Raw genomic sequence first — 23093 nt, 5'->3', positions numbered from 1 at the left:
CAGTTTACTTCGTCAGGATCAGCTTGTTCTGCGACGTGAGGCGCAGGCGATAGCTGTCGTCGCCATGCGCGATGATGATCTCGCGTTCGGCCGCAAACAGCTCACGGCTGTCGATCCGGCTCCCTCGCATCGTGAGGGTTCTCGTTGTCGCAGAAGGGCTTCCCGCCGGCCCTGCCGCGACGCCGCTGCTGTCTCCCGATGTTGCTGACATTGTGCTGTGATGCGCTTTCGAAATTTTCAGATGCGTGCTGCTTTGTACAAGCGGCGCGAGGCGCATTCCAACGGCGGCAATTTACAATCGATATAAACTGCAACGCGACGTCATTGACCGTCAGAGTGTTGCCAAGTTACCAGTTGCGGCAGCGGGTAACTTACCCGCGGCTTTCAGCCAGCCAGTCGTTCGCGTTGCGAACGCACGCCAGCCAAAGACTCCAAAACTAAAGTGAAGTGCAGGCTGGGGCTGATATGGCTGGCGGGGCTAGGTATTCGCGCGCCCTGATTTTCGGCGCGTCGGTGGTTTCAATTGCGGCGGTGATGGCGGAGGGCAGTCTCGCGCAGACTGCCTCTCGGCCAGCGGAAGACGGGTCGTCGGAAAGGCCGAAGCAGGCCAAGCGCAAGCCGCAAGTGGCGCAGCAGGCAACGCCCGAGGTGATGAACGCCCGCGCTCAGGTGGGCGCCGCTGCGCCCGTTCAGGTGCTCGACACCATCACGGTTGCCGCGACCAAGACCAAGGAGCGCGCAATCGACGCGCTGGCGCCGGTCAGCTCGATTTCGCTCGACCAGATTCAGGGCATCCAGCCGAACCGGCTGTCGGGCATCTTCTATGCCGTGCCAGGCGTGTCGTTCCAGGAGCGCGGTGACGATCCCGCGACCGTCGTCAACATCCGCGGCTTGCAGGACTTCGGCCGCGTCGCGGTCGTCGTCGACGGCGCGCGGCAGAACTACCAGCGCACCGGCCATAATGCCAACGGCTCCTTCTTCCTCGATCCTGAACTGATCGGCGGCGTCGATGTGGTGCGCGGCCCGACCGCCAACATCTATGGCTCGGGTGCGATCGGCGGCTTGGTCTCGTTCCGTACCAAGGACATCAATGACGTGCTGCGTCCCGGCGAGCGCTGGGGCGTCGATCTCTCGGGCTCTTACGGATCAAACAACAATCGCGGCCTGGGCTCCGTGTTCGGCGGCGTGCGCGCAACGCCGGACGTCGACATCTTCGGTGGCGCGGTCTATCGGACCCAAGGCAACTACAAGGACGGCAACGGCACCGAGATCGGCAACACCGGCAATCAGGTCGAATCCGGGTTGATGAAGCTCACCGTGCGGCCCGCCCTCGGCCATGAGGTGAAGTTCGGCGCCGTCTTCCAGGACTTTCAGTACGATGTCGGCCAGTTCAATCGCGGCCCGGTCGCAACGGCGGCACAGCGCGCCCTCTATCAGGGCTCGTCAGTCTATGCTTCCGACACGAAGAACTACACCGGCACTGTTACGTGGAACTATTCGCTGCCCAGCGACAATCTGTTCGACTGGCACATGTCGCTCTACGGCAATCGCGTCGACAACGACCAGACCAAGACCTATCACTACTCGACCTCGGGCGCGGCCTATTGCGGCGCCGGAAATTTCGGCAACAACATCTCGGGCTGTGTCGGCGACACGCGCGGCTATGTGCTCAACACCTACGGCATCGACGTCAACAATACCACGCGCTTCAACGTGGGCGACTGGCGCAATGCGGTCACTTGGGGTGTCGATGCCTTTCAGGACGACGTGATCACGACCGACAGCCGCGGAAATTCCAACATCACCACGCCGAGCGGCATCCGTACCGTGTCCGGCGGTTTCATGCAGTTGAAGCAGAACTACAGCAACTGGTTCGAAGCGGTGAGCGCGGTCCGCTACGACCGCTATGACCTGGACTCCGGCAATACGCACGCCGGTGGTGACCGCTTCTCGCCGAAGATTACCCTCGGCGTGACGCCGGTTCCGGGCTTCCAGCCCTATGTGAGCTACGCCGAGGGCTATCGTGCTCCGTCGATCACCGAGACGGTGATCTCCGGCGCGCATGCGACCGGTGGCGGACCTGCCTTCTTCCCATGTCCCGATGGCACCGTCGGCCTGTTCTGCTTCCTGCCCAACCCGAACCTGCGTCCGGAGGTGGGCAAGAACAAGGAGGTCGGCTTCAACCTGAAGTTCGACAACATCTTCAGCGCCAACGACTCGTTCCGCGGCAAGATCAATCTGTTCCGCAACGACGTCAGCGACTACATCGATCTCGTCGCTTCGGCGCCGACGCCGGTGCCGCCGTTCGGCTCGTTCAGCCAGTACTACCAGTACCAGAACATCGCCAACGCCCGCATCCAGGGCTTCGAGGCGGAGACCATGTATGATGCCGGAAGCTGGTTCATTGGTGTTGCCGGTCACTATATCCAGGGCAAGAACGTCGCCACCAATATCGGCCTGGCCACCATCACTCCGCGCAAGGTCGTTACGACCGGCGGCGTACGCCTGCTCGATCGCACGCTGATCCTGACGGCGCAGTGGGCTTCGTTCGGCGCCAACAACGATGTGCCGGCCGGCTATCTGCCTTCAACGGGATACGAACTGGTCAACCTGTACCTGACCTACAACGCGACCAGGGACATCGTGTTTACGGCCTCGATCGACAATCTCTTGAACCAGTACTACCGGCCTTACGCCATTCCGGGCAGCTCGACCGACGGCACGTCGCAGAACGACGTGCTGTGGTCAAGCCCGGGACCGGGCAGAGTCTACAAGGCCGGAATGAAGATCCACTTTGGAGGTGCGTAAGCCTGAAGGCGCCGCAGCACCACAACCTCCGCCGGGCCGCGCTGATGCTCCAGTGCGGCTTCGGCGCGTTTTCGACTTGATAGCAAGGAGAGACCTGCATGTTCATCGCAATGAATCGCTTTCAGGTGAAGCCCGGCCAGGAAGCCGCTTTCGAGACCGTCTGGCGGACCCGGGAGTCCTATCTCGGCGGCATGGCGGGCTTCGTCGAATTTCATCTGCTCAAGGGGCCGGTCGCCGAGGACCACACGCTCTATTCCTCGCACACGGTGTGGGTCGACAAGGCGGCTTTCGAGGCCTGGACGCGCTCGGAGGAATTCCGCCGCGCCCATGCGCGCGCCGACAACAAGACCGGCGAAAGCCTCTATCTCGGCCACCCCAAGTTCGAGGGGTTCAAGGTCATCATGACCGAGCGCAAGGCGAGCGCGGCTGCCTGAGACGGCTGGTTGAGGAGAGCCAGACATGCTGAGCACCGATCTCGCCGACCTCAAGGCGTATATGGCCGACAATCCCGGTGCGGTGATCGAGGATGTCGCGCGCGAGCGCAGCGTCACCCCGCGCGCGGTGATCGAAGCGCTGCCGCCCTCCATGGTGCGCATGGGAGGCGGCGAACATTTCGCCGCCGTCATGCAGGACATCGCACAATGGGGCGAGGTCACGCTGATCGTTCACACGGACGATGCGATCTTCGAGTTCACAGGTGGAATTCCGGCGGGTGAGATCGGCCGCGGCTATTTCAACCTGATGCAGCCCAAGGGCCTGCACGGCCATCTGCGCCACGAGCGCTGCGCGGCCGTAGCCTTCGTCGAGCGGCCGTTCATGGGCAAGACGTCGGCATTCGTGGCGTTCGTGAACGCGGACGGTGGCATCATGTTCAAGGTCTTCGTCGGACGCGATGAGACCCGGGCGCTGCGGGCGGATCAATTGGTGCGGTTTCGCCAGCTTGCGGACCAAATCGCGGCAGCGCCCGCCGCGTGAACTGCTTCAACCTGTCGGGAGATCAGGATGCAGAGCATTCTCAGGCTTCGGCACGTGATCCTAACCATCGTGCTGGCGCTCGCGCCGGCACCTGCCTTCGCCATCGACGAGGCGCTCTTGCCGCGCAATCTGTCGCCTTGGGGCATGTTCGTCGGTGCCGACATCGTCGTGAAGGTCGTGATGGTCGGGCTCGCCATCGCCTCGCTGGCGACATGGACGGTTTGGCTGGCGAAGACCATCGAGCTGCGCCGCAAGGGCTCGCTCGCCTTGCAGCGGACGCGCGCGCTCGAAGGCAACATGACGTTGGCCGAGGCGTCCGCGCGGGCCGGCGACGCGCGCGACGCGGTCGCCCAGTTGATCCGGTCCTGCGCCAGGGAAGCGGAGCTCTCCGGTGGCATCCTTGACGACGGCCTCCAGGAGCGTGTGGCACTGCGGCTCGAGCGGGTGGAGGCAGCCATGTCGAGGCAGATTGCGCGCGGCACCGGTGTGCTCGCGACCATCGGCGCCGTCGCGCCGTTCGTTGGCCTGTTCGGCACCGTCTGGGGCATCATGAACGCCTTCATCGGCATCTCCGAGAGCCACACCACCAGCCTTGCGGTCGTCGCGCCCGGCATTGCGGAGGCGCTGCTTGCCACCGCGCTCGGGCTTGTCGCCGCGATCCCGGCGGTCGTGATCTACAATCACCTCGTCCGCGGCATTGCCAATTACCGTGCCCTGCTCGCGGACGCCTCGGCGCAGCTCATGCTTCTGGTGAGCCGCCAGCGCGACCACGGCCATTTCCGTCTGGCGCGGGCGGCGGAGTAGGGCCATGGCCGTAAAGCTCGGGGCATCGAAGCTCGGCTCGCGCGGGGACAGGAGCGATCTCGACCTCAGCCACGAGATCAACGTCACGCCGTTCATCGACGTGATGTTGGTGCTGCTGATCATCTTCATGGTGGCCGCACCGCTCGCGACCGTCGATATCGGCGTCGACCTGCCGGCGACCGCCGCCCAGCCCGCGCCGCGGCCGGACAAGCCGGTCTTCGTCACCGTCAAGCCGGACCTTTCGATCGCCGTGGGTGAGGATTTCGTGGGGCGCGACACGCTCAGTGCTTCACTCGATGCCGCCACCAAGGGCCGCAAGGACGAGCGCATCTATCTGCGCGCCGACAAGGCCGTCTCCTATGGCGACCTGATGGAGGTGATGAACAGCCTGCGCAATGCCGGCTATCTCAAGGTCGCTCTCGTCGGCCTCGACGGACGAAGCTGATGGCCGCGAGCGCCTTCGTCCTGCACGAGCCGCTTGGCGAGCGCGAGGGCACGCGCTGGGGGGGCTCGGCGGTCGTGATCGTCGTGCTGCATGTGGCAGCCGCGCTGCTCGCCATGAGCTGGCTCAAGTCGCAGCCCGAGCAGGGCGTCAGCCTGCCCGCGATCATGATCGACATGTCGCCGGTGACTTCGGCTCCGCAGCCGACGCTGGATGACGTCGCGCCGGGGCCGGTGATGCAGGAGGCAGATGCATCGCCGCCCGAAGCCGTGAAGCAGCAGGCTGTCGAGGAGACCATCGCGCCGACGCCGCCGCAGGAAGCGCCGGAGGTGGTCGCCCCACCCGAGCAGAAGCTGGAGCCGACCCCAGCAAAGCCTGAGCCCGCAAGAATCGTGCCTGTCGAAAAACCTGCGCTCGAGAAGCCTAAAGTGATCCGCCGCGAGGCCAAGAAGCCGTCCAACGCAACTCCGGCGCCGCGTACCAGCGCACCACCGCGCGCCGAGCGCGAGGCGCCGATGGCTTCCGCCATGAGTGCGGGTGCGACGGCCTCCGCGATCGCATCCTATAATCAACGAGTCCGTGCGCATCTGATGCGCTTCCATCAATATCCGTCGGCCGGAGGCGGCCAGCGCGGTGTCGCAAGGCTCAGCTTCACCATCAGCCGCAGCGGGCAGGTGACTTCGAGCCGCCTTGGCGGCTCATCGGGCGTCGCGGCCTTCGATGCTCAGGCCATGTCCATGCTACGCCATGCCGCGCCGTTCCCGCCGTTTCCGGATGAGATCAGGAACGGCTCGATGAGCTTTGCGATTCCGGTGGAATTTACGGTGAGGTAGTCCCCCGCTGTCACGCCCGGTCAAGCCGGGCGATGACAGTTGAAGGAGACGGGCTTTACTTCGCCTTCAGGAAATCCGCGACCTCGAGCAGTACGAACTCGTTGTCGTCGGCCTTGTTGGGGTCGCGGCTGGAAGAGAACGGCAGGTTGTTGTCGTTGCCGACGATGATGTGGGTACCGTCGACGCGATCGACGTTCTCGATGGTGAAGAACGGGAAGGTGTAGACCCCGTCGTTGAGCGGCTTCCTCGCCTTCTTGTCGGGATCCTTGATCTTCATCAGGTCGATATAGCCGATCTTGCGCACCGGCTTGCCGATATTGGCGTCGGTGAGCTCGATCTTGTAGATGCGCTTGAACTTGGCCAGGTCGGGAAAGCAATTCTCGCCGCGCTTGCCTTGCGGGCAGGCCTTGTCGGACGTGCCCTCGCCGTTGTCGCGTTCGATGATGAGGCCGGAGGCCTGATCGATCATGTTGAAGTCGCCGATGGCGTTGCCGTTCTGCTCGAACACATACTGCCAATGGCGACCAGTGAATTTCTGGGCGGCGACGTCGAATTCGAGAATGCGGGCCGCTTCCCTGCCGTCGACCTTCTCCCAGTCCTTTTTATCGCCGTCCCACAGCGGTCCTTCGAGCAGGCCGTAGAGGAATTTTCCGTCCTTGGAGGACGCAAAGCCCTCATAGCCCTTGGAGCGACGGAGATTGACGTTGGTGTAGGTCGCGCCCGGCGCGGCCGGCGTTCCAACCGCCCAATTGTCCGGCGAGCGCACCGGCTTGCCGTCGGCAACCGTATCGAACACGCCGAGGATCTTGCCGGTCTTGTCCGCCTTCAGGATGTACGGACCGAACTCGTCGCCGATCCAGAAGGTATCGCCGAGGATCTGGAAACCCTCGGTGTCGAAATCGGAGCCGGTGAGATAGCGCTTCTGGGTGTCCTCATGCAGGATGCGGAACGGAACCTTCTTGTCGGGATCGTGCAGGAAGATGGTCTCCAGCCGCTCGATCTTGCCGCTCGCCCAATCCATCTTGTAGCGGTTCAGGTAGAGCATCGAATCCGGCGAGTTGGCGCGGGCGCCCATGCCGTTGTCGGTGATCACCCAGAACGTGCCGTCGGGCATGGTCTTGATGCCGGAGTGGCCCTGCAACGGCTGGCCCTTGAAAGGCAGCGAGACGCCGGTCGGCCGCTCATAGGACTTGCCCATCACGGTGCCGAGCGCTTCGACCCGCTTGCCGCTGGTGTATTTGCCTGCGGATTTAAGGTCGGCGGGTGCGTCAGCCGGTGCATCGATGAACGTTTCGGCCGGCATCACCACGTGGCCGGCGAGCTTGGCCGGGAATTCGCCTTCGCTCTGCGCCAGCGCGGAGCTGGCGGTGAGAATGATCGTTGCGACGGTGCTGAGAAAGGTCGCGCGCATGTGCGTCTCCTGTTGGCGGACGCACGCCTTATGCGGTTCGCGTGTTGCAGTATTGTGAAGCCGGGCCAAACGCCGCAGCGCACTCCCCCTCTCCCCGCAAGGACGTGGAGAGGGGGGCGAGCGAGTCGCGAGCTACTCCTTCACCGCGCCGGTCAGCGAGGACACGTAGTAATCCACGAAGAGCGAGTAGAAGATCGCGACCGGCAGCGAGCCGAGCAGCGAGCCCGCCATCAGCGCGCCCCATTGGTAGACGTCGCCGGTGACGAGCTCGGTCAGGATCGCGACCGGCACGGTCTTGTTGGCGCCGCTCTGGATGAACGCGAGCGCATAGATGAACTCGTTCCAGGACAGCGTGAAGGAGAAGATGCCGGCCGAGATCAATCCGGGCACGGCGAGCGGCAGCGTGATCCGCCGCAGAATCTGCAGCCGTGTGGCGCCGTCGACCAGCGCGCATTCCTCGAGCTCGTAGGGGATCGACTTGAAGTAGCCGATCAGGAGCCAGGTGCAGAACGGCACCAGGAAGGTCGGATAGACCAGGATCAGAGCCATCGGGCTGTCGAACAAGCCGAACTGCACCACCACGGTCGCAAGCGGGATGAACAGGATCGACGGCGGCACGAGATAGGCGAGGTAGATGCCGAGGCCGACATAGGGACTGCCGCGGAAGCGCAAGCGTTCAATGGCATAGGCCGCGAGCGTGCTCGCGACCAGCGACAGCGTGGTCGATCCGATCGCCACCAGCATCGTCGTCCACAGCCAGTGAGGATAGGCGGTGTTGAACAGCAGATGCTTGATGTGCGCCAGCGTCGGCGAGGAGATCCAGAACGGGTTGTGATCCTTGTAGTTCATCAGCTCCGCGTTCGGTTTGAACGACGTGATCGCCATCCAGTAGAACGGGAACAGAAGAATCAACACGAAGCAGCCGAGCGGCAGATAAATCATCATCAGCCGCCGCAGCCCGGAATCCCAGGCCATGGTATCGGGCGCCGCCTTCGCGTCCGCGACGGCCGGTTGGACGGCACTATCAGTCATTGCTTTCTCCCTGCTGCCATTTGCGGCGCGCGAGGCCGAAATATGAGAACAGCGTCGCGAATACCAGGAACGGTATCATGGACACCGCGATCGCTGCACCTTCGCCGAGCTCGCCGCCGGCGATGCCCCGCTGGAAAGCCAGTGTTGCGAGCAGGTGAGTCGAGTTGCCGGGGCCGCCGCGCGTGATGGCATAGACCAGCTGGAAGTCGGTGAAGGTGAAGATGATCGAGAACGTCATGACGATGGCGAGGATCGGCATCATCATCGGAAACGTAATGTAGCGGAAGCGCTGCCAGGCGCTGGCGCCGTCGAGCATCGCCGCCTCGTACAGCGAGGGCGAGATGGTCTGCAGTCCTGCCAGCAGCGAGATCGCGACGAAGGGAATGCCGCGCCAGATATTGGCGGCGATCAGCGAGAAGCGCGCCGGCCAGGGCGAACCGAGGAAGTCGACGTTGCTGTCGCGCCAATGCAGCACGTCGACAAGCAGGTAGGAGATGATCGAGAACTGCGGATCGTAGATCCACCAGAACGCCAGCGCCGAGAGCACGGTCGGCACGATCCAGGGCAGCAGGATGATCGCGCGCAGGATGCTCTTGAACGGAAAATGGTTGTTGAGCAGCAGCGCCAGCCAGAAGCCGAGCGCGAACTTCCCGAACGTCGCGACCGCCGTGTAGAGAACGCTGTAGAACACCGCGTTCCACCACAGGGAGTCGGTGAGCAGGTATTGGAAGTTTTCGATCCCCACATAGATGCCGCTGCGGCCGATCGTGGTGTCGGTGAAGGCGAGCCAGATGCCGAGACCGAGCGGATAGGTCAGGAACACCGTCAGCAATCCGATCGCGGGCGCGAGGCACATCACGATCAGGAACGGCTTGTAGTCGAACAATCGCACCAGCCAGTTCGGCTGCCGGGCCGCTACGCCATGCGTTGAAAGAGCGGTTATGGACATCGGACCTTTGTCTTTTCAGGGCTCCAAGGTCATTCCGGGGCGATGCGCAGCACCAACCCCGGAATCTCGAGATTCCGGGCTTTGCTTGCGCACCATCCCGGAATGACGTCAGGTCAGCCGCCTAACGGTTCTGCCGCCGGAAGTACCGCTTGCAGCGTTGCTCGGCTTCTGCGGCCGCGGCCTCCGGCGTGGCGGTGCCGGTGGCAACGGCCGAGAACATCTGGATCAGCACGTAGTCTGCGCTGACGGCGCCCGTCGCCGTCGAGATCGGGCCCTTGTAGCCGTCGTAGTAGGGGCTGTTCATCGTGTCCTTGAACAGTTTCACCTTGGGATCCTGCGACCACACGGCGGCCTCGGCATAGGCGGCCAACGGCTGGGACCAGTAGCCGGAGTTGGCGTTGAGCCACGGCTCGTACTGGTCCTTCTCCAGCATGTATTGCAGGAAGGCCTTCGCCGCGTTGGGATATTGGCTGTGCTTGAACACCATGGCGTTCAGCGTCAGACCTGCCATGGGCGAGATCTTCGCAAGGCCCTTGGGCAGCAACTGATGCTCGCTGTCGTCGGCGATCGCCTTGGTCGCCGGATCGTTCTTCAGCGAGAAGTACAGCGAGACGCCATTGGCGGTCAGCGAGATCTCCTGCGAGGAATAGGCGCGATTGTTGCTGACGTCATTCCAGGAGGGAGTTCCGGCGATGAAGGTCGGGTACAGCTTCTTGACCCAGTTCAGCGCGGCAATCGTCTCCTTGCTGTTGATGACGACGTTGCCTTCCTCGTCGAGCAGGGAGCCGTTGTGCGACCACAGCGCCCAGTTCGCGAAGCCGTTGCCGTCGCCCTTGGCGTTACCCAGTGCGAAGCCGGCCGGTTTGCCGGCCTTGTGCAGCTTCTGGCACAAATCGAGGATTCCGGCATGGTCCTCCGGCACCTTGTCGAAGCCGACCGATTGCAGGATCGACTTGCGGTAGATCAGGGGCCCCGCGGTGGCGCCGAACGGCAGTCCGATCCAGGCGTTGCTCTTGTTCTTCTTGCCATAGCGCTGCGCCAGCGGCAGCCAGCCTCCATACTTCTTGCCGACATAGTCGGCGACATCGGTCAGCTCGATCAGCTTGTCGATATAGATGTGCGGTGCATCGGAGAAACCGATGATGATGTCGGGGCCGGCGCCGGAATTGGCGGTCACCGCGGTCTGCTGGTTGATGTCTTCCCAGCCGACGAAGTCGACCTTGACCTCGACGCCGGTCTCCTTGGTGAATTTTGCGGCGTTGGCGCGGAACACGTCCTCGTCGGCCTGGACGAAGCGCACCGGGCGCAGCATGCGCAGGGTGGCACCTTTCTCGATCTCTCGCTTCGGTGCCGCAACGTCCGCGGCCTTGATCGTCGATTGCGCTGGTTGCGCTGCAGCACCGGTGGCCGCGAGCGTTGCAGCGGACAGGCCCAGCGCCAGAGCATCACGACGGGTGATGTCGTTCCTCATCAGTTCCTCCCTTGATGTCTCCCTTCCCGGCGTTGGTCGCCGGTGAAGGGCCGTTTCGGTCGTTGCGCGTTCGCGCCGGCCGCCTAGCTGTTCGGGCCGCGGTCCATGCTGACAGGTTGCCAGCGGCGGAGCGCGGTGTTTTGCAGCACCGACGGATTGACGCAGCTTACCGGCCACATGCCCTGAAGCACCAGTGACAATTCGTAGCCCACGCGGCGCTTGCGCGCCTCGTCAAACCGTGCCGAGGCCGAGGCCACGTGGGCGGTCAGGGTCACGTTCTCCATGCCGAGCAGGGGGTTGTTGTGCGAAGGCGGTTCCTTCTCCAGCACATCGAGGGCGGCGTGGGCGATCCACCCCTCTTGCAGGGCCTTGATCAGGCTCTCCTCGTCCACGGTGGCGCCCCGTCCGGTGTTGATGAAGATCGAGCCTTTCTTCATCTGCCGGAAGTGCTTTTCGGTCAGCATGTGGTGCACTTCGGGCCTCGCGGGCGCGTGCATCGAGACAAAGTCGGATTGCGACAGCACCTCGTTCAGCGTCGCCGGGATGACGCCGTGGTCATACATCAGCGTTTCCTGGATGAAGGGATCGTAGGCCATCATGCGCAGGCCGAACGGCGCGGCACGCTTCGCGACCGCACGCGCGACGCGGCCGAACGAGATGAAGCCGAGCGTCTGGCCCATCAGCCTCGGGATCTTGAGCAGCGCCGGCCGGCCTTCGGCCCAACGGCCGTCACGCACCATCCTGTCCTGCTCGACTAGGCGTCGGAAGCCTGCAAGCAGCAGCATCATGGCGTGGTCGGCGACCTCCTCGATGAAGGTGTCCGGGATGTTGGTGACGGGAATGCCGCGCGCGGTGGCGGCCTTGACGTCCACACTGTCGACGCCGACCGAGCCGAGCGTGATGACCTTGCAGCTTTCGAGCGCGTCGATGATCGACTTGGTGATCGGGATGCCCTTGGCGTAGATGGCGTCGGCATTTTTCGCGGCGGCGATGAACCCGGCCTCGTCGGCGGGCGCCTCAACGATCTCGGCATCGATCGGATCGAGCGCCTCGCGCTCGTAGGAATAATCGCTGCCCGCGACGGTGAAGCTCGCACCCTTCGGCGTCACCACCCTGTATTTCGGCATTTTCTGCTCCCGATTTGGTTGTCGGTTCTTGTTGTGACCCGCCTTCGCGGGCAGGCCTGTGCGTCTTTTACGCGAAATCGGGGCGCTCGCGTACAATTCCAGGTTGTTGCCGCCGAGATAAATTGCCGGTTCTGACGGTGGCGTCCGGGCTTCTACGGAGGCCCGTAAGTAACTTGCTAAGGGCTCTCCCCCTAAGAATCGATTCGATTTTGATCGATCGTGCGTGCCGCTTACCCCGATATTGCTGGAGCCATCCGTGAAATTGAGCAATCTGAAGATCGCCCCGAAGCTCGGCATTCTTGTCGGCGTCACCTTGTTCGGCCTCTGCGTCTCCGGTGTTCTCGCCGGCTACCTGATGAAACAGGAAATGGTGAACGCACGCATCGACCAGGCCAAGTCGATCGTCGACATGGGTCGCAATTACGCGATGGCGCTGAAGAAGCGGGTTGATGCCGGGGAACTGACCAAGGATGCCGCGCTCGCCGACCTTCGCCGCTACGGCAACGCGATGACCTACGACAATGGCTCCGGCTATCTGTTCGGCACGTCCTATGACGGCATCACGCAGCTTGCGCCAGACCCGAAGCAGATCGGCATGAACCGCATGGATGTCGTGACCAACGGGCGCAAGCTGTCCATGGAACTGATGAACGGCGTCAAGGCCAACGGCTCGATCCTGCTGTACTACGACTACGTCAAGCCCGGCCAGAAAACGCTGATCCGCAAGATCGGCTACGCGGTCGCGGTGCCTGGCTTCGACATGTATATCGGCACCGGCGCCTATCTCGACGATATCGACGCCAAGATGGGCCCGGTCTACTGGCTTCTCGGCTTTGCCATGCTCGGCATCATGATCGTTGCTGGCAGCGTCGCCTGGCTGCTCGGGCGCAGCATCAGCCGGCCGCTCGCAATGCTCGGCGCCCGCATGAAGGACCTCGCTGACGGCAAGCTCGACGGTGACATCCCCGGCGTCGGCCGCGGCGATGAAGTCGGCGCGATGGCGGCCACCGTCCAGATCTTCAAGGACAATGCGGTTCGGATCCGCGACCTCGAGAAGACCGAGGCCGATGCCCAGGAACGCGCCGCGGCGGAACGCCGCAAGGCGATGGAAGAGATCGCCAACGACTTCGAGCGCAGCGTCAACGGCATCGTCCGCTCGGTCTCCTCGGCCGCGGCCGGCATGCAGACGACGGCACAGTCGATGACCGCGACCGCCAGCGACGCCTCGTCGCGTGCGGCGACGGTCGGTGCGGCCTCGCAAAAGGCTTCCGGCAACGTCGGCACCGTCGCGGCGGCCGCCGAAGAGCTGTCGAGCTCGGTTGCGGAAATCTCCCGCCAGGTCACGCGTTCGACCGAAGTTGCGAGCCGAGCCGTCAACGATGCGGAGCGCACCAACGCCACGGTGCAGGAGCTCTCCACTGGCGCCGAGAAGATCGGCGAGGTGGTCAAGCTCATTCACTCGATCGCGGCGCAGACCAATCTGCTCGCGCTCAACGCCACCATCGAGGCGGCCCGTGCCGGCGAGTCCGGCCGCGGCTTCGCCGTCGTCGCCTCCGAGGTCAAGGCGCTTGCCAACCAGACCGCGAAGGCGACCGAGGAGATTTCTGCGCAAGTTGCTGCGATGCAGACCTCGACCAGCGATGCCGTCGCCGCGATCGGCGGCATCACCCAGACCATTGCCGAGATGAGCGAGATCACCGCGGGCATTTCCGCATCGATCGAACAGCAGGGGGAGGCGACCCGCGAGATCGCCCGCAACATCCAGTCGGTCGCGGCCGGCTCGAGCGAGATCAATGCCCATATCGGCAGCGTGACCTCGGCCGCGGAAGCGACCGGGAGCGCTGCTAGCGACGTGCTCTCAAACGCCCGCGAACTGGACAACCAGTCCGGCGCGCTGCGCTCGGCGGTTGACAACTTCCTCGCCAAGGTGCGGGCGGCGTAACTCGCCGCGCAAGCTCATCTCGGGCAGTCATTCCGGGGCGATGCGCAGCATCGAACCCGGAATCGCGGGAGTCCGGGGTCACGCTACGCGCGCCCCGGAATGACTGGGCTACTGCTTCTCGATCTTCGCGTTCGTGATCAGCTTCTCCCAAAGCACGAGTTGATCCTTCACGAACGCTTCAAGCTGCTCCGGCGTGCCGGAGAAGGCGTCCATGCCGAGCGTAGCGAGCTTGGCCTTGATCTCCGGGTTCTCGATGATCTTCCGGATCTCGGTGTTGAGCCGCGTCACGATCTCCTTCGGCATGCCGGCAGGGCCGAAATAGCCCTGCCAGGACGAGATGTCGAAATCCGGCACGCCAGCTTCCTGCATCGAGGGCAGGTGCGGCGCCAGCGGCGAGCGGTCCTTGGTGGTGACGGCAAGCGCGCGCAAGGCGTTGCCGTTGACGTGCGGCAGACCGGTCAGGATGTCCACGAACATCATCGAGACGCGGCCGCCCATGACGTCGTTGAGCGCCGGCGGCGAGCTCTTGTAGGGGACGTGCAGGAGGTCGAGGCCCGCATTGTGCGCGAAGGTCGCGCCCGACACGATCGCCGACGATGAGCCCGAGGCGTAGCTCAGCTTGCCCGGATTGGCCTTGCCATAGGCCACCAGCTCACCGACGGTCTTGGCCGGCACTTCCGGATTGATGACCAGCATGAAGGGTAAATCGCCGGTGCGGGCGATCGGGGTGAAATCCTTGACCGGATCGTAAGTGAGGCTCTTGAGCAGATAGGGATTGGCCGAATGCGTGGTGTTGGTCGTCACCAGCAGCGTGTAGCCGTCGGGTGCGGCCTTCGCGACATAGGTGGCGGCAAGCATGCCGTTGGCGCCCGCCTTGTTCTCGATGACGATGCCGACGCCGAGCGCTTGCGACAGGTGCTGCGAGATCAGCCGTGTCGTTGTGTCCGTGCCGCTGCCGGCCGCGAACGGCAAGACCAGCGTGATATTCCGGCTGGGATAATTGTCGGCCTGGGCCGTGGATGCCGCTGCGAGGCAGAGTGCGGCCACACCGACCGTCCGCAGGTTTCGAATCAACGTTGAAATCATCTTTGGTCGTTCCCTTTTTTGGTTGGCGCGGAACCTAGCTCGTCCGAAAAGGATTCGAAAGATGGTCGGAGGTCGTTAATGCGTCCGTCGCGCGGAATTACGTCACCGCGCCGAGCCTTGGCGCGATGCAAGCACGACGCCCGCGAGCACCAGCGCGTAGCCGATCAGATGGAACGGCTGGAGCTTTTCACCCAGCAGCAGGATCGCCATCGCAGAGCCGAACACCGGCACCAGATGGAAGAACGGCGCCGCCCGGTTCGGCCCGATCAGCGCCACGCCCCTATTGAAGAAAAGGTAGGCGAGGGTGGAGGGAAAGATCAGGATGTAGCCCAGCGTCGCCAGCGTCTTCCCGTCGAAGTGCAGCACGTGGCCGCTTGCTGTCTCCCAGATCGCCGTCGGCAGCAGCATCGTCGCGCCGCAGCAGGTGGTGAAGGACAGGAAGGAGAGCTGATGAATCTTCGGCCGCCGCGGAATGAAGGCGGAGTAGATGCCGAACGCCACCAGCGAGGAGGCGAACATGATGTCGCCCCTGTTGAAGCTGATGCTCGCAAGCGCGGCAAGGTCGCCACGCAGGATGATGATCAGCACACCGAAGAGCGAGATCGCGATGCCGCCAAGCTGCGCCCCGGTCAGCCGCACGCCGAACAGCACCAGCGACCACAGCGCCACGAACAGGGGACCCGCCGACTGGATCAGCAGCGCGTTCAGCGCCTCCGTGTACTGCATTGCCCAGTAGGAGATCGCGTTGTTGAAGGCAAAGCCGACCAGCGACAGGAACAGCATCAAGGGGAGGCTCTTGCGCAAGGCAGGCCAGTCGCGCTTCAGATGCTGCCAGGCGAACGGCAACAGGATCAGGAACACGCCGTACCAGCGGATCGTGGTCACCGTCAGCGGCGGCACATGCGCGCCGACATGGCGAGCGAGCACGATGTTGCCGGCCCAGAACAGCGAGGTTAGGCTGAGCAGCAGATAGGGCTGGTTGTTGAGCCAGTTGGCCGGATTCGAGGCCGGTGGCGCGGGCGAAGCGGTCGTCATTGGCGTTGGATGCGAGCTTGCGCCGGATCGCCGCCGTGACACAAGTCACAGCGCCGCAATGCTACAATGCAGGCATGAGCTGAGGAGGTGCCATTGGCGGTCAATATGTTGAACATCGAAGGCCTGGAGCGGCTCGATCCGAGTGCGCCGGTGGTGATGCTGAACCTGATGCGCTTCCACGCGCGTTCGCGCGATGGCAATGGCTCCGGCTGGGACGCGTATCTGCGCTACAGTGCGATCACCGTGCCGATGATCAGGGCGCGCGGCGGCACGTTGCTCTGGACCGGCGAAGCCAAAACGGTCGCCCTCGGTCCGCACGCGGGCAACGCGTGGGATTTCGTTGCGCTGGTCCATTATCCGTCCGTCTCGGCCTTTCTCGACATGATGACGTCGGAAGCCTACGAGCGTGAAGCCGATCCGCATCGCGTCAACGGCTGCGCCGAGCACGTGATCATCGCGACGAGCGAGGCCTACAGCAAGTTCAAGGTGAAATAGCGAGCGCACGCGCCAGCTCGCGCAAAATGCGCCTGTGCTTGGCGCCTACGTCGTCTGCTTCCGCGATGCCACGAACACGCCCGCCAACACCAGCGCGAAGCCGACGAAATGGAAGATCTGCGGGTGCTCGCCGAGGAACACCATCGCCATGACCGAGCCGAACACCGGCACGACGTGGAAGAACGGCGCAGCGCGGTTGGCCCCGATCAGGCGCACGCCGCGATTGAAGCAGAGATAGGCGAGCGCCGACGGAAAGACGGCGACGTAGAACAGCGTCAACAGGTTCGGCCCGTCGAGCTTCATCACGGGCCGCGCGGACAGTTCCCAAATCTCCAGCGGAATCAGGCAGGCGGCACCGACCCCGAACGTGAAGGCGAGGAACGACAGTCCGTGCATCGGCGGCCGCTTCAGGGTCAGCACCGAGTAAAGTGCGAAGATGACGAGCGCGACGATGAAGATGAGGTCGCCCTTGTTGAACTCGATGTTCGACAGCGTGGTGAAGTCGCCGTGCAGCAGGATCGTCAGCACGCCGCACATCGACAGCAGCACGCCGAAAGCCTGCGCCGCGGTGAGGCGGATGCCGAGGATGGCCAGCGACCACAGCGCCACGAGCAGCGGCGCGGCCGACTGGAGCAGCAGCGTATTCAGCGCCTGGGTATGCTCCAGCGCCCAATATTGCAGCGTGTTGAAGGCGCCGATTCCGGTGATCGAGAGCGTGACCATCAGGCCGAGCTTGCCGCGGATGGCCGGCCAGTCCTGCACGAGGTGCTTCCAGGCAAACGGCAGCACCAGCAGGAAGGCGAAGAACCAGCGCAAAAAGGATAGCGTGACCGGCGGAATGTGGCCGGCGGCGAGCCGCCCGACGATGGCGTTGCCGGCCCAGCACAGGGCTGTGATGCTGAGCAGCAGGTAAGGCTGGTTGGCGATCCAGTGATGGCCTGATGATTCGGAGCCCGTGCTCTGGCCGGTGGCGGACATTCTGATTGTTTTGGCTCCGCGTCATGCGCGCCGGGGCCCCGGCCCGGCAAGGTCGGGCCGGCTGACAGCCCGGCAAAGACCCAAAGACACGGAAATCGTGGTTGCATCAACGGGGGCGGGATGCATCGCGACCATGCAGCGGCCGGGATCGGTCTCCCGCTTTGGTCGAGGCTTGCCGATCTGATCCGGCAGCCTTCAGGATTTTCGGGGGATATCAAAGGCTTAAAGTGTCTCTCGGGCCCGGAAAATGCCCCGTTCTTGCTTGCCTAGAGGGGCTGCTTCCTTTATCCGGTTGGCTGCCTTGCGTGCGAGCGGCTCCCGGCCGTCAGCTTGGGTGGCGCATCTAAAATCTTCGAAGGATTACCCGAGAATGGCCAATGTTGTCGTCGTCGGCGCCCAGTGGGGCGACGAAGGGAAGGGCAAGATCGTCGACTGGTTGTCGGAGCAGGCGGATATCGTCGTCCGCTTCCAGGGCGGTCACAACGCCGGCCACACGCTGGTGATCAACGGCAAGACGTACAAGCTCGCGCTGCTGCCCTCCGGCGTGTTGCGCGACCAGAAGCTGTCGGTGATCGGCAACGGCGTGGTGTTCGATCCCACCGCCTTCCTCGACGAGGTCACCAAGCTCAGGGCCCAGGGCGTCGCGGTCTCTCCGGACAATTTGCGCGTCGCCGAGAACGTCACGCTCATCCTGCCGCTGCACCGCGAGCTCGATGCTCACCGCGAATCCGCGAGCGCCGCGACCGCGATCGGCACCACCCGCCGCGGCATCGGACCTGCCTATGAAGACAAGGTCGGCCGCCGTGCCATCCGTCTGATGGACCTTGCCGATCTCGACACGCTTCCGCACAAGATCGACCGCCTCCTGGCGCACCACAATGCGCTCCGCCGTGGCCTCAATCTGCCGGAATTCGACGGAAAGGAGATCCTGAAGGAATTGACCGCGCTGGCGCCGCAGCTGTTGCCCTACGCCGAGACGGTGTGGCGGCTGCTCGACATCAAGCGGCGCGAAGGCAAGCGCATGTTGTTCGAGGGCGCGCAAGGCGCGCTGCTCGACGTCGACCACGGCACTTATCCTTACGTCACCTCGTCCAACACGGTGGCGGCGCAGGCCGCGACCGGTGCCGGCCTCGGGCCGGGCGCGGTCGGCTATGTGCTCGGCCTGTGCAAGGCCTACACGACCCGTGTCGGCCAGGGCCCGTTCCCGACCGAACAGGACAACGAGATCGGCCGCAAGATCGGCGAGCGGGGCCGCGAGTTCGGCACCAATACCGGCCGTCCGCGCCGCTGCGGCTGGTTCGATGCCGTGCTGGTGCGTCAGGCGGTCCGGACCTGCGGCATCAACGGTCTGGCGCTGACCAAGCTGGACATTCTCGACGGCTTCGACACGATCGAGGTCTGCACCGGCTACAAGCTCGATGGCAAGGAGATCGACCATTTCCCGGCCGGCGAGGGCGCCCAAAGCCGGGTCGAGCCGATCTACGAGACCATCGAGGGCTGGAAGGAGCCGACCGCCAGCGCGCGGTCCTGGGCCGACCTGCCGGCCCAGGCCATCAAATATGTCCGCCGGATCGAGGAATTGGTGGGATGCCCCGTCGCGCTGCTTTCCACCAGCCCGGAACGCGAGGATACTATCCTGGTGCAAAATCCGTTTGAGGCTTAACGATCTCTTACCGGGACGCGCGTATAGTTGAGTAGAAATGGCTGATTACTATCCGCTGATCGCCCGCGCTATTGCCGCCCTGGACCCGAATGCTCCCGGCGAGAGCCGTCGCGCGCTCTATGAGCGGGCTCGCACGGCCCTGATCGCGCAGCTGCGCAGTGTGCAGCCGCCGCTGTCCGAGTCCGAGATCACGCGCGAGCGGCTGTCGCTGGAAGAGGCCGTTCGCAAGGTCGAATCGGAGGCTGCCCAACGTGCCCGAGAGGCCTCGCGCCCCGGCGGCGGCGGCCCGCGCTCCGGCGGCAGTGGAGATGCCTTCCGACGCGCCAGCACCCGTGCCGCTGAGGGCAGCCCGGCTGCGGCCCCGCCGCGCACGCGTCCTGCCCCGACCCCGCCGCGAGCCGACCGCCCGTCCTTCAACGTCGATGACCAGGGCGAGACCCCGCGCCCGCCGCGCGCTCCCCGTTTCGACGCCCCGCGCCAGCCGGGCCCCACGGCCCCGCCGCCGACACCTGAGCCGCCGGCCGGCCGCGATCGCGCGGGCGGGCGCCGTCCGCCCGATGTCGGACCTGCCCCGCCGCTGCCGCCGGCACCGGGCGTGCGCGGCTTCCGCGACATCACGGCCGACGCCAATGATCTCGGCGGTGCTGCCGCGCAGGCGAGCCGCGCCGCGCGCCGCACCTATGCCAACGTCCCCTCGCCCTCGCCGGAATTCGACCGGCTGGAGCCGAGCCTGGAAAGCCGCGCCGGCGAGTCCGAGGCGCCCTATTCCTACGACGAATCGATCGAGGAAGCCGAGCGCTACGCGCCGCAGCCGCCCTCGCCCCGTGCGCGCGTCGCCCCCGAGCGCGACGTCAAGAAGCGCGTCCGCACCAGCTCGGCGTTCCCGTTCAAGAGCGCGATTGCCGTCGGCATCGTGCTGATCCTGGTCGGGGCCGGCATCCTCTGGGGCAGGCAGCTGGTCCAGGTCGTCAACGGCTTCTTCAAGCCATCCGCAACGCAGGTGGTGGAGGCGCCGACTCCGGCGCAGCCGCAGAGCAAGCCGAAGATCCCCGATCGCGTCGGCCAGCCTTCGGCGGATCAGCCGGTCGCGCCCGTGGCGCAGAAGGTCGTGCTCTACGACGAGGATCCGTCCGACCCGAAGGGCAAGCAATATGTCGGCTCGGTGGTGTGGCGGCTCGAGCCGATCAAGGCGTCCGGCAACCAGAAGCCCGACGTCGCCGTGCGCGCCGACATCGAGATCCCCGACCGCAAGTTCAAGATGACCATGTCGTTCCGCCGCAACACCGATTCCTCGCTGCCGGCGAGCCACACCGCGGAGCTGACCTTCATCCTGCCGCCGGATTTTCCTGGCGGCAGCGTCTCCAACGTGCCGGGCATTCTGATGAAGTCGAACGAGCAGGCGCGCGGCACGCCGCTCGCAGGCCTCGCGGTCAAGGTCACCGACGGCTTCTTCCTGGTCGGCCTCTCCAATGTCGACGCCGACCGCGCCCGCAACATCCAGCTCCTGAAGGAGCGCTCCTGGTTCGACGTGCCGCTGGTCTACTCCAACCAGCGCCGCGCCATCATCGCCATCGAGAAGGGCGCTCCCGGCGAACGCGCCTTCAACGACGCGTTCGCGCAGTGGGGCGATTGAGTTAGGCGGCCGCCACTTCCGTCATCCCGCGGCATGCGAAGCACGAGCTATGATGCGCAATTGCGCATCTGAGAAGCCATCGTGCAGCGCGTGACGTCGAGACATGGATTCCGGGTTCGGTGCTGCGCACCGCCCCGGAATGACACCCCATACGGTCACTACCGCGCCGAAGCTTCCCGCTTGCGGGATGCCGCGGCGGCTGCGTGCTCGCGGTCCATCACGGCGCGGCAGCCGGGGCTGACCTGCGACTTGTTCCGCACCATGCAGGCGGTGATTCGCGGAATATCCGGAATTTCACTGGAGCACAGCCGCATCGCATCGCCCGAGCACATCTGCTGTGCTTCGGACGTGAAGGCGAGGCCGGGTGAGGTCTGGAGTGCCAGGCTGGTGACGGCGAAAGCGAAGAGCGAAGCGATCGTCTGATTGCGTGTCATGCGAGATTGGTCCCCGAGTTTCCGCGGGCTTGAGCCGCTTGGTTTCTTGGGGCGCCGCACGCGGCTTGATCTGCCGCATGTCACAGCCTCCACGCCGGGAACTTGGTCCCGCATGTGGTCGCTCGATTTCTTTGATGTTGTTCGAATCGAAAGTGCTGCGCCGCCCGAGCGAAGTATGCGCCATTGGCGCGCACCTGCAATGGTCGGCGCAAAGGAATTCGCAATTGTTGCGCGCGAGTCACGTCGCGGGCGGTCAGATCAGTCGGTCGGAGGATGCGTTCGCTTGTTCCGCATCGCTCATGCCGAGAGCGGCGTGCTCCTCGACGGCGGTGACGCCCTTGGCCGTGAGCTCGAACAGATCGCCGTCCTTCATGACGTAGCCGTCGGCGATCAATTGCCCCATCTTGCCTTGCCGATCGTCCGCAAACGCAATGGATTGGCTGATGTCCCGCAGGATTGAGAGTTCTTCGTCGTGCAACATGGCTTCACTCTCCATTCGCGGGGCGGGGTCCGATCCTCACATGCCGTGGCTCTGAAACACCTTGCTGCACGACTTCGACAACTTGGCCCGATTGGCTTGCAGGCAGCCTTGCACCGCCAGGTCGTTGCCGAGGTTCTTGCGGCAGAAACGTTGCGCGTCGCGCGAGCAGGCCTTCTGCTCCTGCGGCGTGCCCATGTGGCCTTGAGCGAAAGCAGGCGCGTCGGACAGGCCAAGGGCTGCCAGCGCGATCGTCGCCAGGAGAAGTTTGCGGGCCATCAGGGCTCCAGTCTGCCAGGGTTAAATTCAGGTCCAGCATGAACTCGTCGCCTTGCCACTTGTTCCCCTGATGCGGACGCCTGGTGCCCCGCTGTTCAAGGTTCCCTCCGCGCTGCTATAACGCTGGCAAAGGGTGAGGTGCTTGATGAAACGCTATCTGGTGTTTGCGCTGGTCGGCCCGTTCGTCGGCGGGTTCCTGCTGCTGCTGACGACCACCTACCAGTCCGGCTATTGGACCCAGACCAATCTTGGCGAGGTCGGCAAACTGTTCGCCGTGTTCTTCAAGACCCTGCAATACAGCTACCTGTTCGGGTTCCTGCCCGCGCTGATGATCGGCGCAATCGATGACATCCTGATCCACATCCGCCGGATCGGCCCGGTTTTGCGGATGCTCCTGGTCGGCCTGTTCGCCTTCGCTCTGGCCTCGTTCACCTACAGCTCGCGCGGGCCGGATTCGGGCGCGGTGCAGTTCATCCTGTATGGGCTCGTCGGCTTCGTGCCGGCAGTGATCTCATCCTGGCTCGTGCATCGTTATGTCGAGGAGCCGGAAGCCGCGGCGGCGCCGACCTGAGCGCGACCTTCGGGCGCGGCGCGGCAACCTCCGTCGCGGCGGCGCGTTGTGTGGAGGCCATGACCATGTCCGACGACGACATCCTTGCGCCGCGCCGAGCTCCTTCGGGGAGCAGTTCGCGTACGACCTCCTTCGGCAAGGAGGCGCGCGGGCCGATCATCGATCAGGAGGGGCACGAAATCAGGCCCGAAACGCTGGAGCAGGGATTTCGCGAGTTTCGGTTCGAGTTCGGGCAAGGCAATCCGTTCGGCAATCTGACGCGCGAGCAGCGGATCGCGCGGCTCGAGGCCATCGCCAAGCTGCTCGACGTCGCCTTCATCCTGCCCGGCACCAACATCCGCTACGGCATCGACGGGCTGATCGGGCTGATCCCCGTCGTCGGCGACATCATCACGACTGCGATCTCGCTATGGCTTGTGCGCGAGGCTCGCGCGCTGGGCGCGCCCTGGCACATCACGGCGCGCATGCTCGGCAATGTCGCGCTCGATGGCGCGGTCGGCCTGATCCCATTCGCCGGCGACGCCTTCGACGTGATGTTCCGAGCCAACATGCGCAACGTGCGCCTCCTCCAGCGCTGGCTGGAGAAGCAGCCGCGGATGTAGGCCGCTTCCCGCATATCCATCCGGTCGACAATGCGCCGGATGTCT

At 64.4% G+C, this 23093-nt stretch carries 24 protein-coding genes; 12 read left to right on the top strand and 12 right to left on the bottom strand.

Going from position 1 to position 23093, the window contains the following annotated elements:
• Positions 1-4: 4 nt before the first annotated feature.
• Complete coding sequence (locus ASG57_RS39075; protein ID WP_024337689.1) at positions 5-211, bottom strand: hemin uptake protein HemP; 207 nt, start codon at positions 209-211, stop codon at positions 5-7.
• Positions 212-465: 254 nt separating this feature from the next.
• On the opposite strand from ASG57_RS39075, the gene ASG57_RS09110 reads away from it, so the two are divergent.
• From ASG57_RS09110 to ASG57_RS09085, 6 genes are all read left to right on the top strand, one after another.
• On the top strand, positions 466-2808 hold the full coding sequence (locus ASG57_RS09110; protein ID WP_024337690.1) for a TonB-dependent hemoglobin/transferrin/lactoferrin family receptor: 2343 nt from the start codon (positions 466-468) through the stop codon (positions 2806-2808).
• A 98-nt stretch (positions 2809-2906) separates the two neighbouring features.
• Entirely contained in the window at positions 2907-3242 is a 336-nt protein-coding gene (gene hmuQ, locus ASG57_RS09105; RefSeq protein WP_057196111.1) for a heme-degrading protein HmuQ, read from the top strand.
• Between the two features lie 25 nt (positions 3243-3267).
• Positions 3268-3783 carry a heme utilization cystosolic carrier protein HutX gene (gene hutX, locus ASG57_RS09100; RefSeq protein ID WP_057196110.1) on the top strand — a complete coding sequence of 172 codons (516 nt, stop codon included), beginning with the start codon at positions 3268-3270 and terminating at the stop codon, positions 3781-3783.
• Between the two features lie 27 nt (positions 3784-3810).
• Complete coding sequence (gene exbB / locus ASG57_RS09095; protein WP_057196109.1) at positions 3811-4587, top strand: tonB-system energizer ExbB; 777 nt, start codon at positions 3811-3813, stop codon at positions 4585-4587.
• Between the two features lie 4 nt (positions 4588-4591).
• On the top strand, positions 4592-5032 hold the full coding sequence (exbD, locus tag ASG57_RS09090; protein ID WP_057196108.1) for a TonB system transport protein ExbD: 441 nt from the start codon (positions 4592-4594) through the stop codon (positions 5030-5032).
• On the top strand, positions 5032-5862 hold the full coding sequence (locus ASG57_RS09085) for a TonB family protein (RefSeq protein ID WP_057196107.1): 831 nt from the start codon (positions 5032-5034) through the stop codon (positions 5860-5862). The genes exbD and ASG57_RS09085 overlap by 1 nt, the downstream gene beginning before the upstream one ends.
• A gap of 55 nt (positions 5863-5917) precedes the next feature.
• Here the strand turns inward: ASG57_RS09085 and ASG57_RS09080 are convergent, their stop codons facing one another.
• From ASG57_RS09080 to ASG57_RS09060, 5 genes are all read right to left on the bottom strand, one after another.
• Positions 5918-7273, bottom strand: coding sequence for an esterase-like activity of phytase family protein (locus ASG57_RS09080; RefSeq protein ID WP_057196106.1), 1356 nt, complete (start codon positions 7271-7273; stop codon positions 5918-5920).
• 132 nt (positions 7274-7405) lie between these two features.
• Complete coding sequence (locus ASG57_RS09075; protein ID WP_024337697.1) at positions 7406-8305, bottom strand: carbohydrate ABC transporter permease; 900 nt, start codon at positions 8303-8305, stop codon at positions 7406-7408.
• The gene (locus ASG57_RS09070) at positions 8298-9254 is read right to left on the bottom strand and encodes a carbohydrate ABC transporter permease (protein ID WP_024337698.1); all 957 of its coding nucleotides are present in this window, start codon (positions 9252-9254) and stop codon (positions 8298-8300) included. The genes ASG57_RS09075 and ASG57_RS09070 overlap by 8 nt, the downstream gene beginning before the upstream one ends.
• Before the next feature lie 121 nt (positions 9255-9375).
• Positions 9376-10725: an ABC transporter substrate-binding protein gene (locus tag ASG57_RS09065; RefSeq protein ID WP_024337699.1), complete on the bottom strand. Its 1350-nt coding sequence runs from the start codon at positions 10723-10725 to the stop codon at positions 9376-9378.
• A gap of 83 nt (positions 10726-10808) precedes the next feature.
• Positions 10809-11852 (bottom strand): C-terminal binding protein, encoded by a 1044-nt coding sequence (locus tag ASG57_RS09060; protein WP_024337700.1) that lies wholly within the window; start codon positions 11850-11852, stop codon positions 10809-10811.
• A 256-nt stretch (positions 11853-12108) separates the two neighbouring features.
• Here ASG57_RS09060 and ASG57_RS09055 point away from each other — a divergent pair, with 256 nt between their 5' ends.
• Positions 12109-13794, top strand: a complete 1686-nt coding sequence (locus ASG57_RS09055; RefSeq protein ID WP_024337701.1) for a methyl-accepting chemotaxis protein — start codon at positions 12109-12111, stop codon at positions 13792-13794.
• Positions 13795-13902: 108 nt separating this feature from the next.
• Here the strand turns inward: ASG57_RS09055 and ASG57_RS09050 are convergent, their stop codons facing one another.
• Positions 13903-14880, bottom strand: coding sequence for a Bug family tripartite tricarboxylate transporter substrate binding protein (locus ASG57_RS09050; RefSeq protein WP_024337702.1), 978 nt, complete (start codon positions 14878-14880; stop codon positions 13903-13905).
• A 102-nt stretch (positions 14881-14982) separates the two neighbouring features.
• Positions 14983-15915 carry a DMT family transporter gene (locus ASG57_RS09045; protein WP_024337703.1) on the bottom strand — a complete coding sequence of 311 codons (933 nt, stop codon included), beginning with the start codon at positions 15913-15915 and terminating at the stop codon, positions 14983-14985.
• 105 nt (positions 15916-16020) lie between these two features.
• On the opposite strand from ASG57_RS09045, the gene ASG57_RS09040 reads away from it, so the two are divergent.
• Entirely contained in the window at positions 16021-16410 is a 390-nt protein-coding gene (locus ASG57_RS09040) for a DUF1330 domain-containing protein (protein ID WP_200948540.1), read from the top strand.
• Positions 16411-16455: 45 nt separating this feature from the next.
• On the opposite strand, the gene ASG57_RS09035 is transcribed toward ASG57_RS09040, so the two are convergent.
• Entirely contained in the window at positions 16456-17388 is a 933-nt protein-coding gene (locus tag ASG57_RS09035) for a DMT family transporter (RefSeq protein ID WP_024337705.1), read from the bottom strand.
• 370 nt (positions 17389-17758) lie between these two features.
• On the opposite strand from ASG57_RS09035, the gene ASG57_RS09030 reads away from it, so the two are divergent.
• On the top strand, positions 17759-19051 hold the full coding sequence (locus ASG57_RS09030) for an adenylosuccinate synthase (protein ID WP_024337706.1): 1293 nt from the start codon (positions 17759-17761) through the stop codon (positions 19049-19051).
• 37 nt (positions 19052-19088) lie between these two features.
• A complete protein-coding gene (locus ASG57_RS09025) occupies positions 19089-20684 on the top strand; it encodes a hypothetical protein (protein WP_024337707.1) in 1596 nt (531 codons plus the stop codon).
• 158 nt (positions 20685-20842) lie between these two features.
• On the opposite strand, the gene ASG57_RS09020 is transcribed toward ASG57_RS09025, so the two are convergent.
• From ASG57_RS09020 to ASG57_RS09010, 3 genes are all read right to left on the bottom strand, one after another.
• Positions 20843-21118, bottom strand: a complete 276-nt coding sequence (locus ASG57_RS09020; protein ID WP_349509749.1) for a hypothetical protein — start codon at positions 21116-21118, stop codon at positions 20843-20845.
• 253 nt (positions 21119-21371) lie between these two features.
• Entirely contained in the window at positions 21372-21599 is a 228-nt protein-coding gene (locus tag ASG57_RS09015; protein WP_024337709.1) for a hypothetical protein, read from the bottom strand.
• Between the two features lie 36 nt (positions 21600-21635).
• Positions 21636-21875 (bottom strand): hypothetical protein, encoded by a 240-nt coding sequence (locus ASG57_RS09010; RefSeq protein ID WP_024337710.1) that lies wholly within the window; start codon positions 21873-21875, stop codon positions 21636-21638.
• A gap of 145 nt (positions 21876-22020) precedes the next feature.
• On the opposite strand from ASG57_RS09010, the gene ASG57_RS09005 reads away from it, so the two are divergent.
• Both ASG57_RS09005 and ASG57_RS09000 read left to right on the top strand, forming a co-directional pair.
• Positions 22021-22446: a DUF5413 family protein gene (locus ASG57_RS09005; protein ID WP_024337711.1), complete on the top strand. Its 426-nt coding sequence runs from the start codon at positions 22021-22023 to the stop codon at positions 22444-22446.
• 59 nt (positions 22447-22505) lie between these two features.
• A complete protein-coding gene (locus ASG57_RS09000) occupies positions 22506-23048 on the top strand; it encodes a DUF4112 domain-containing protein (protein WP_024337712.1) in 543 nt (180 codons plus the stop codon).
• The last annotated feature ends 45 nt before the right edge of the window (positions 23049-23093 follow it).

Origin of the sequence: Bradyrhizobium sp. Leaf396, from assembly GCF_001424605.1 — a bacterium.
Taxonomy (GTDB): Bacteria; Pseudomonadota; Alphaproteobacteria; order Rhizobiales; family Xanthobacteraceae; genus Bradyrhizobium; species Bradyrhizobium japonicum_C.
The sequence above is the reverse complement of the archived record's forward strand: the minus strand, read 5'-3'. Positions and strand labels throughout refer to the sequence as shown.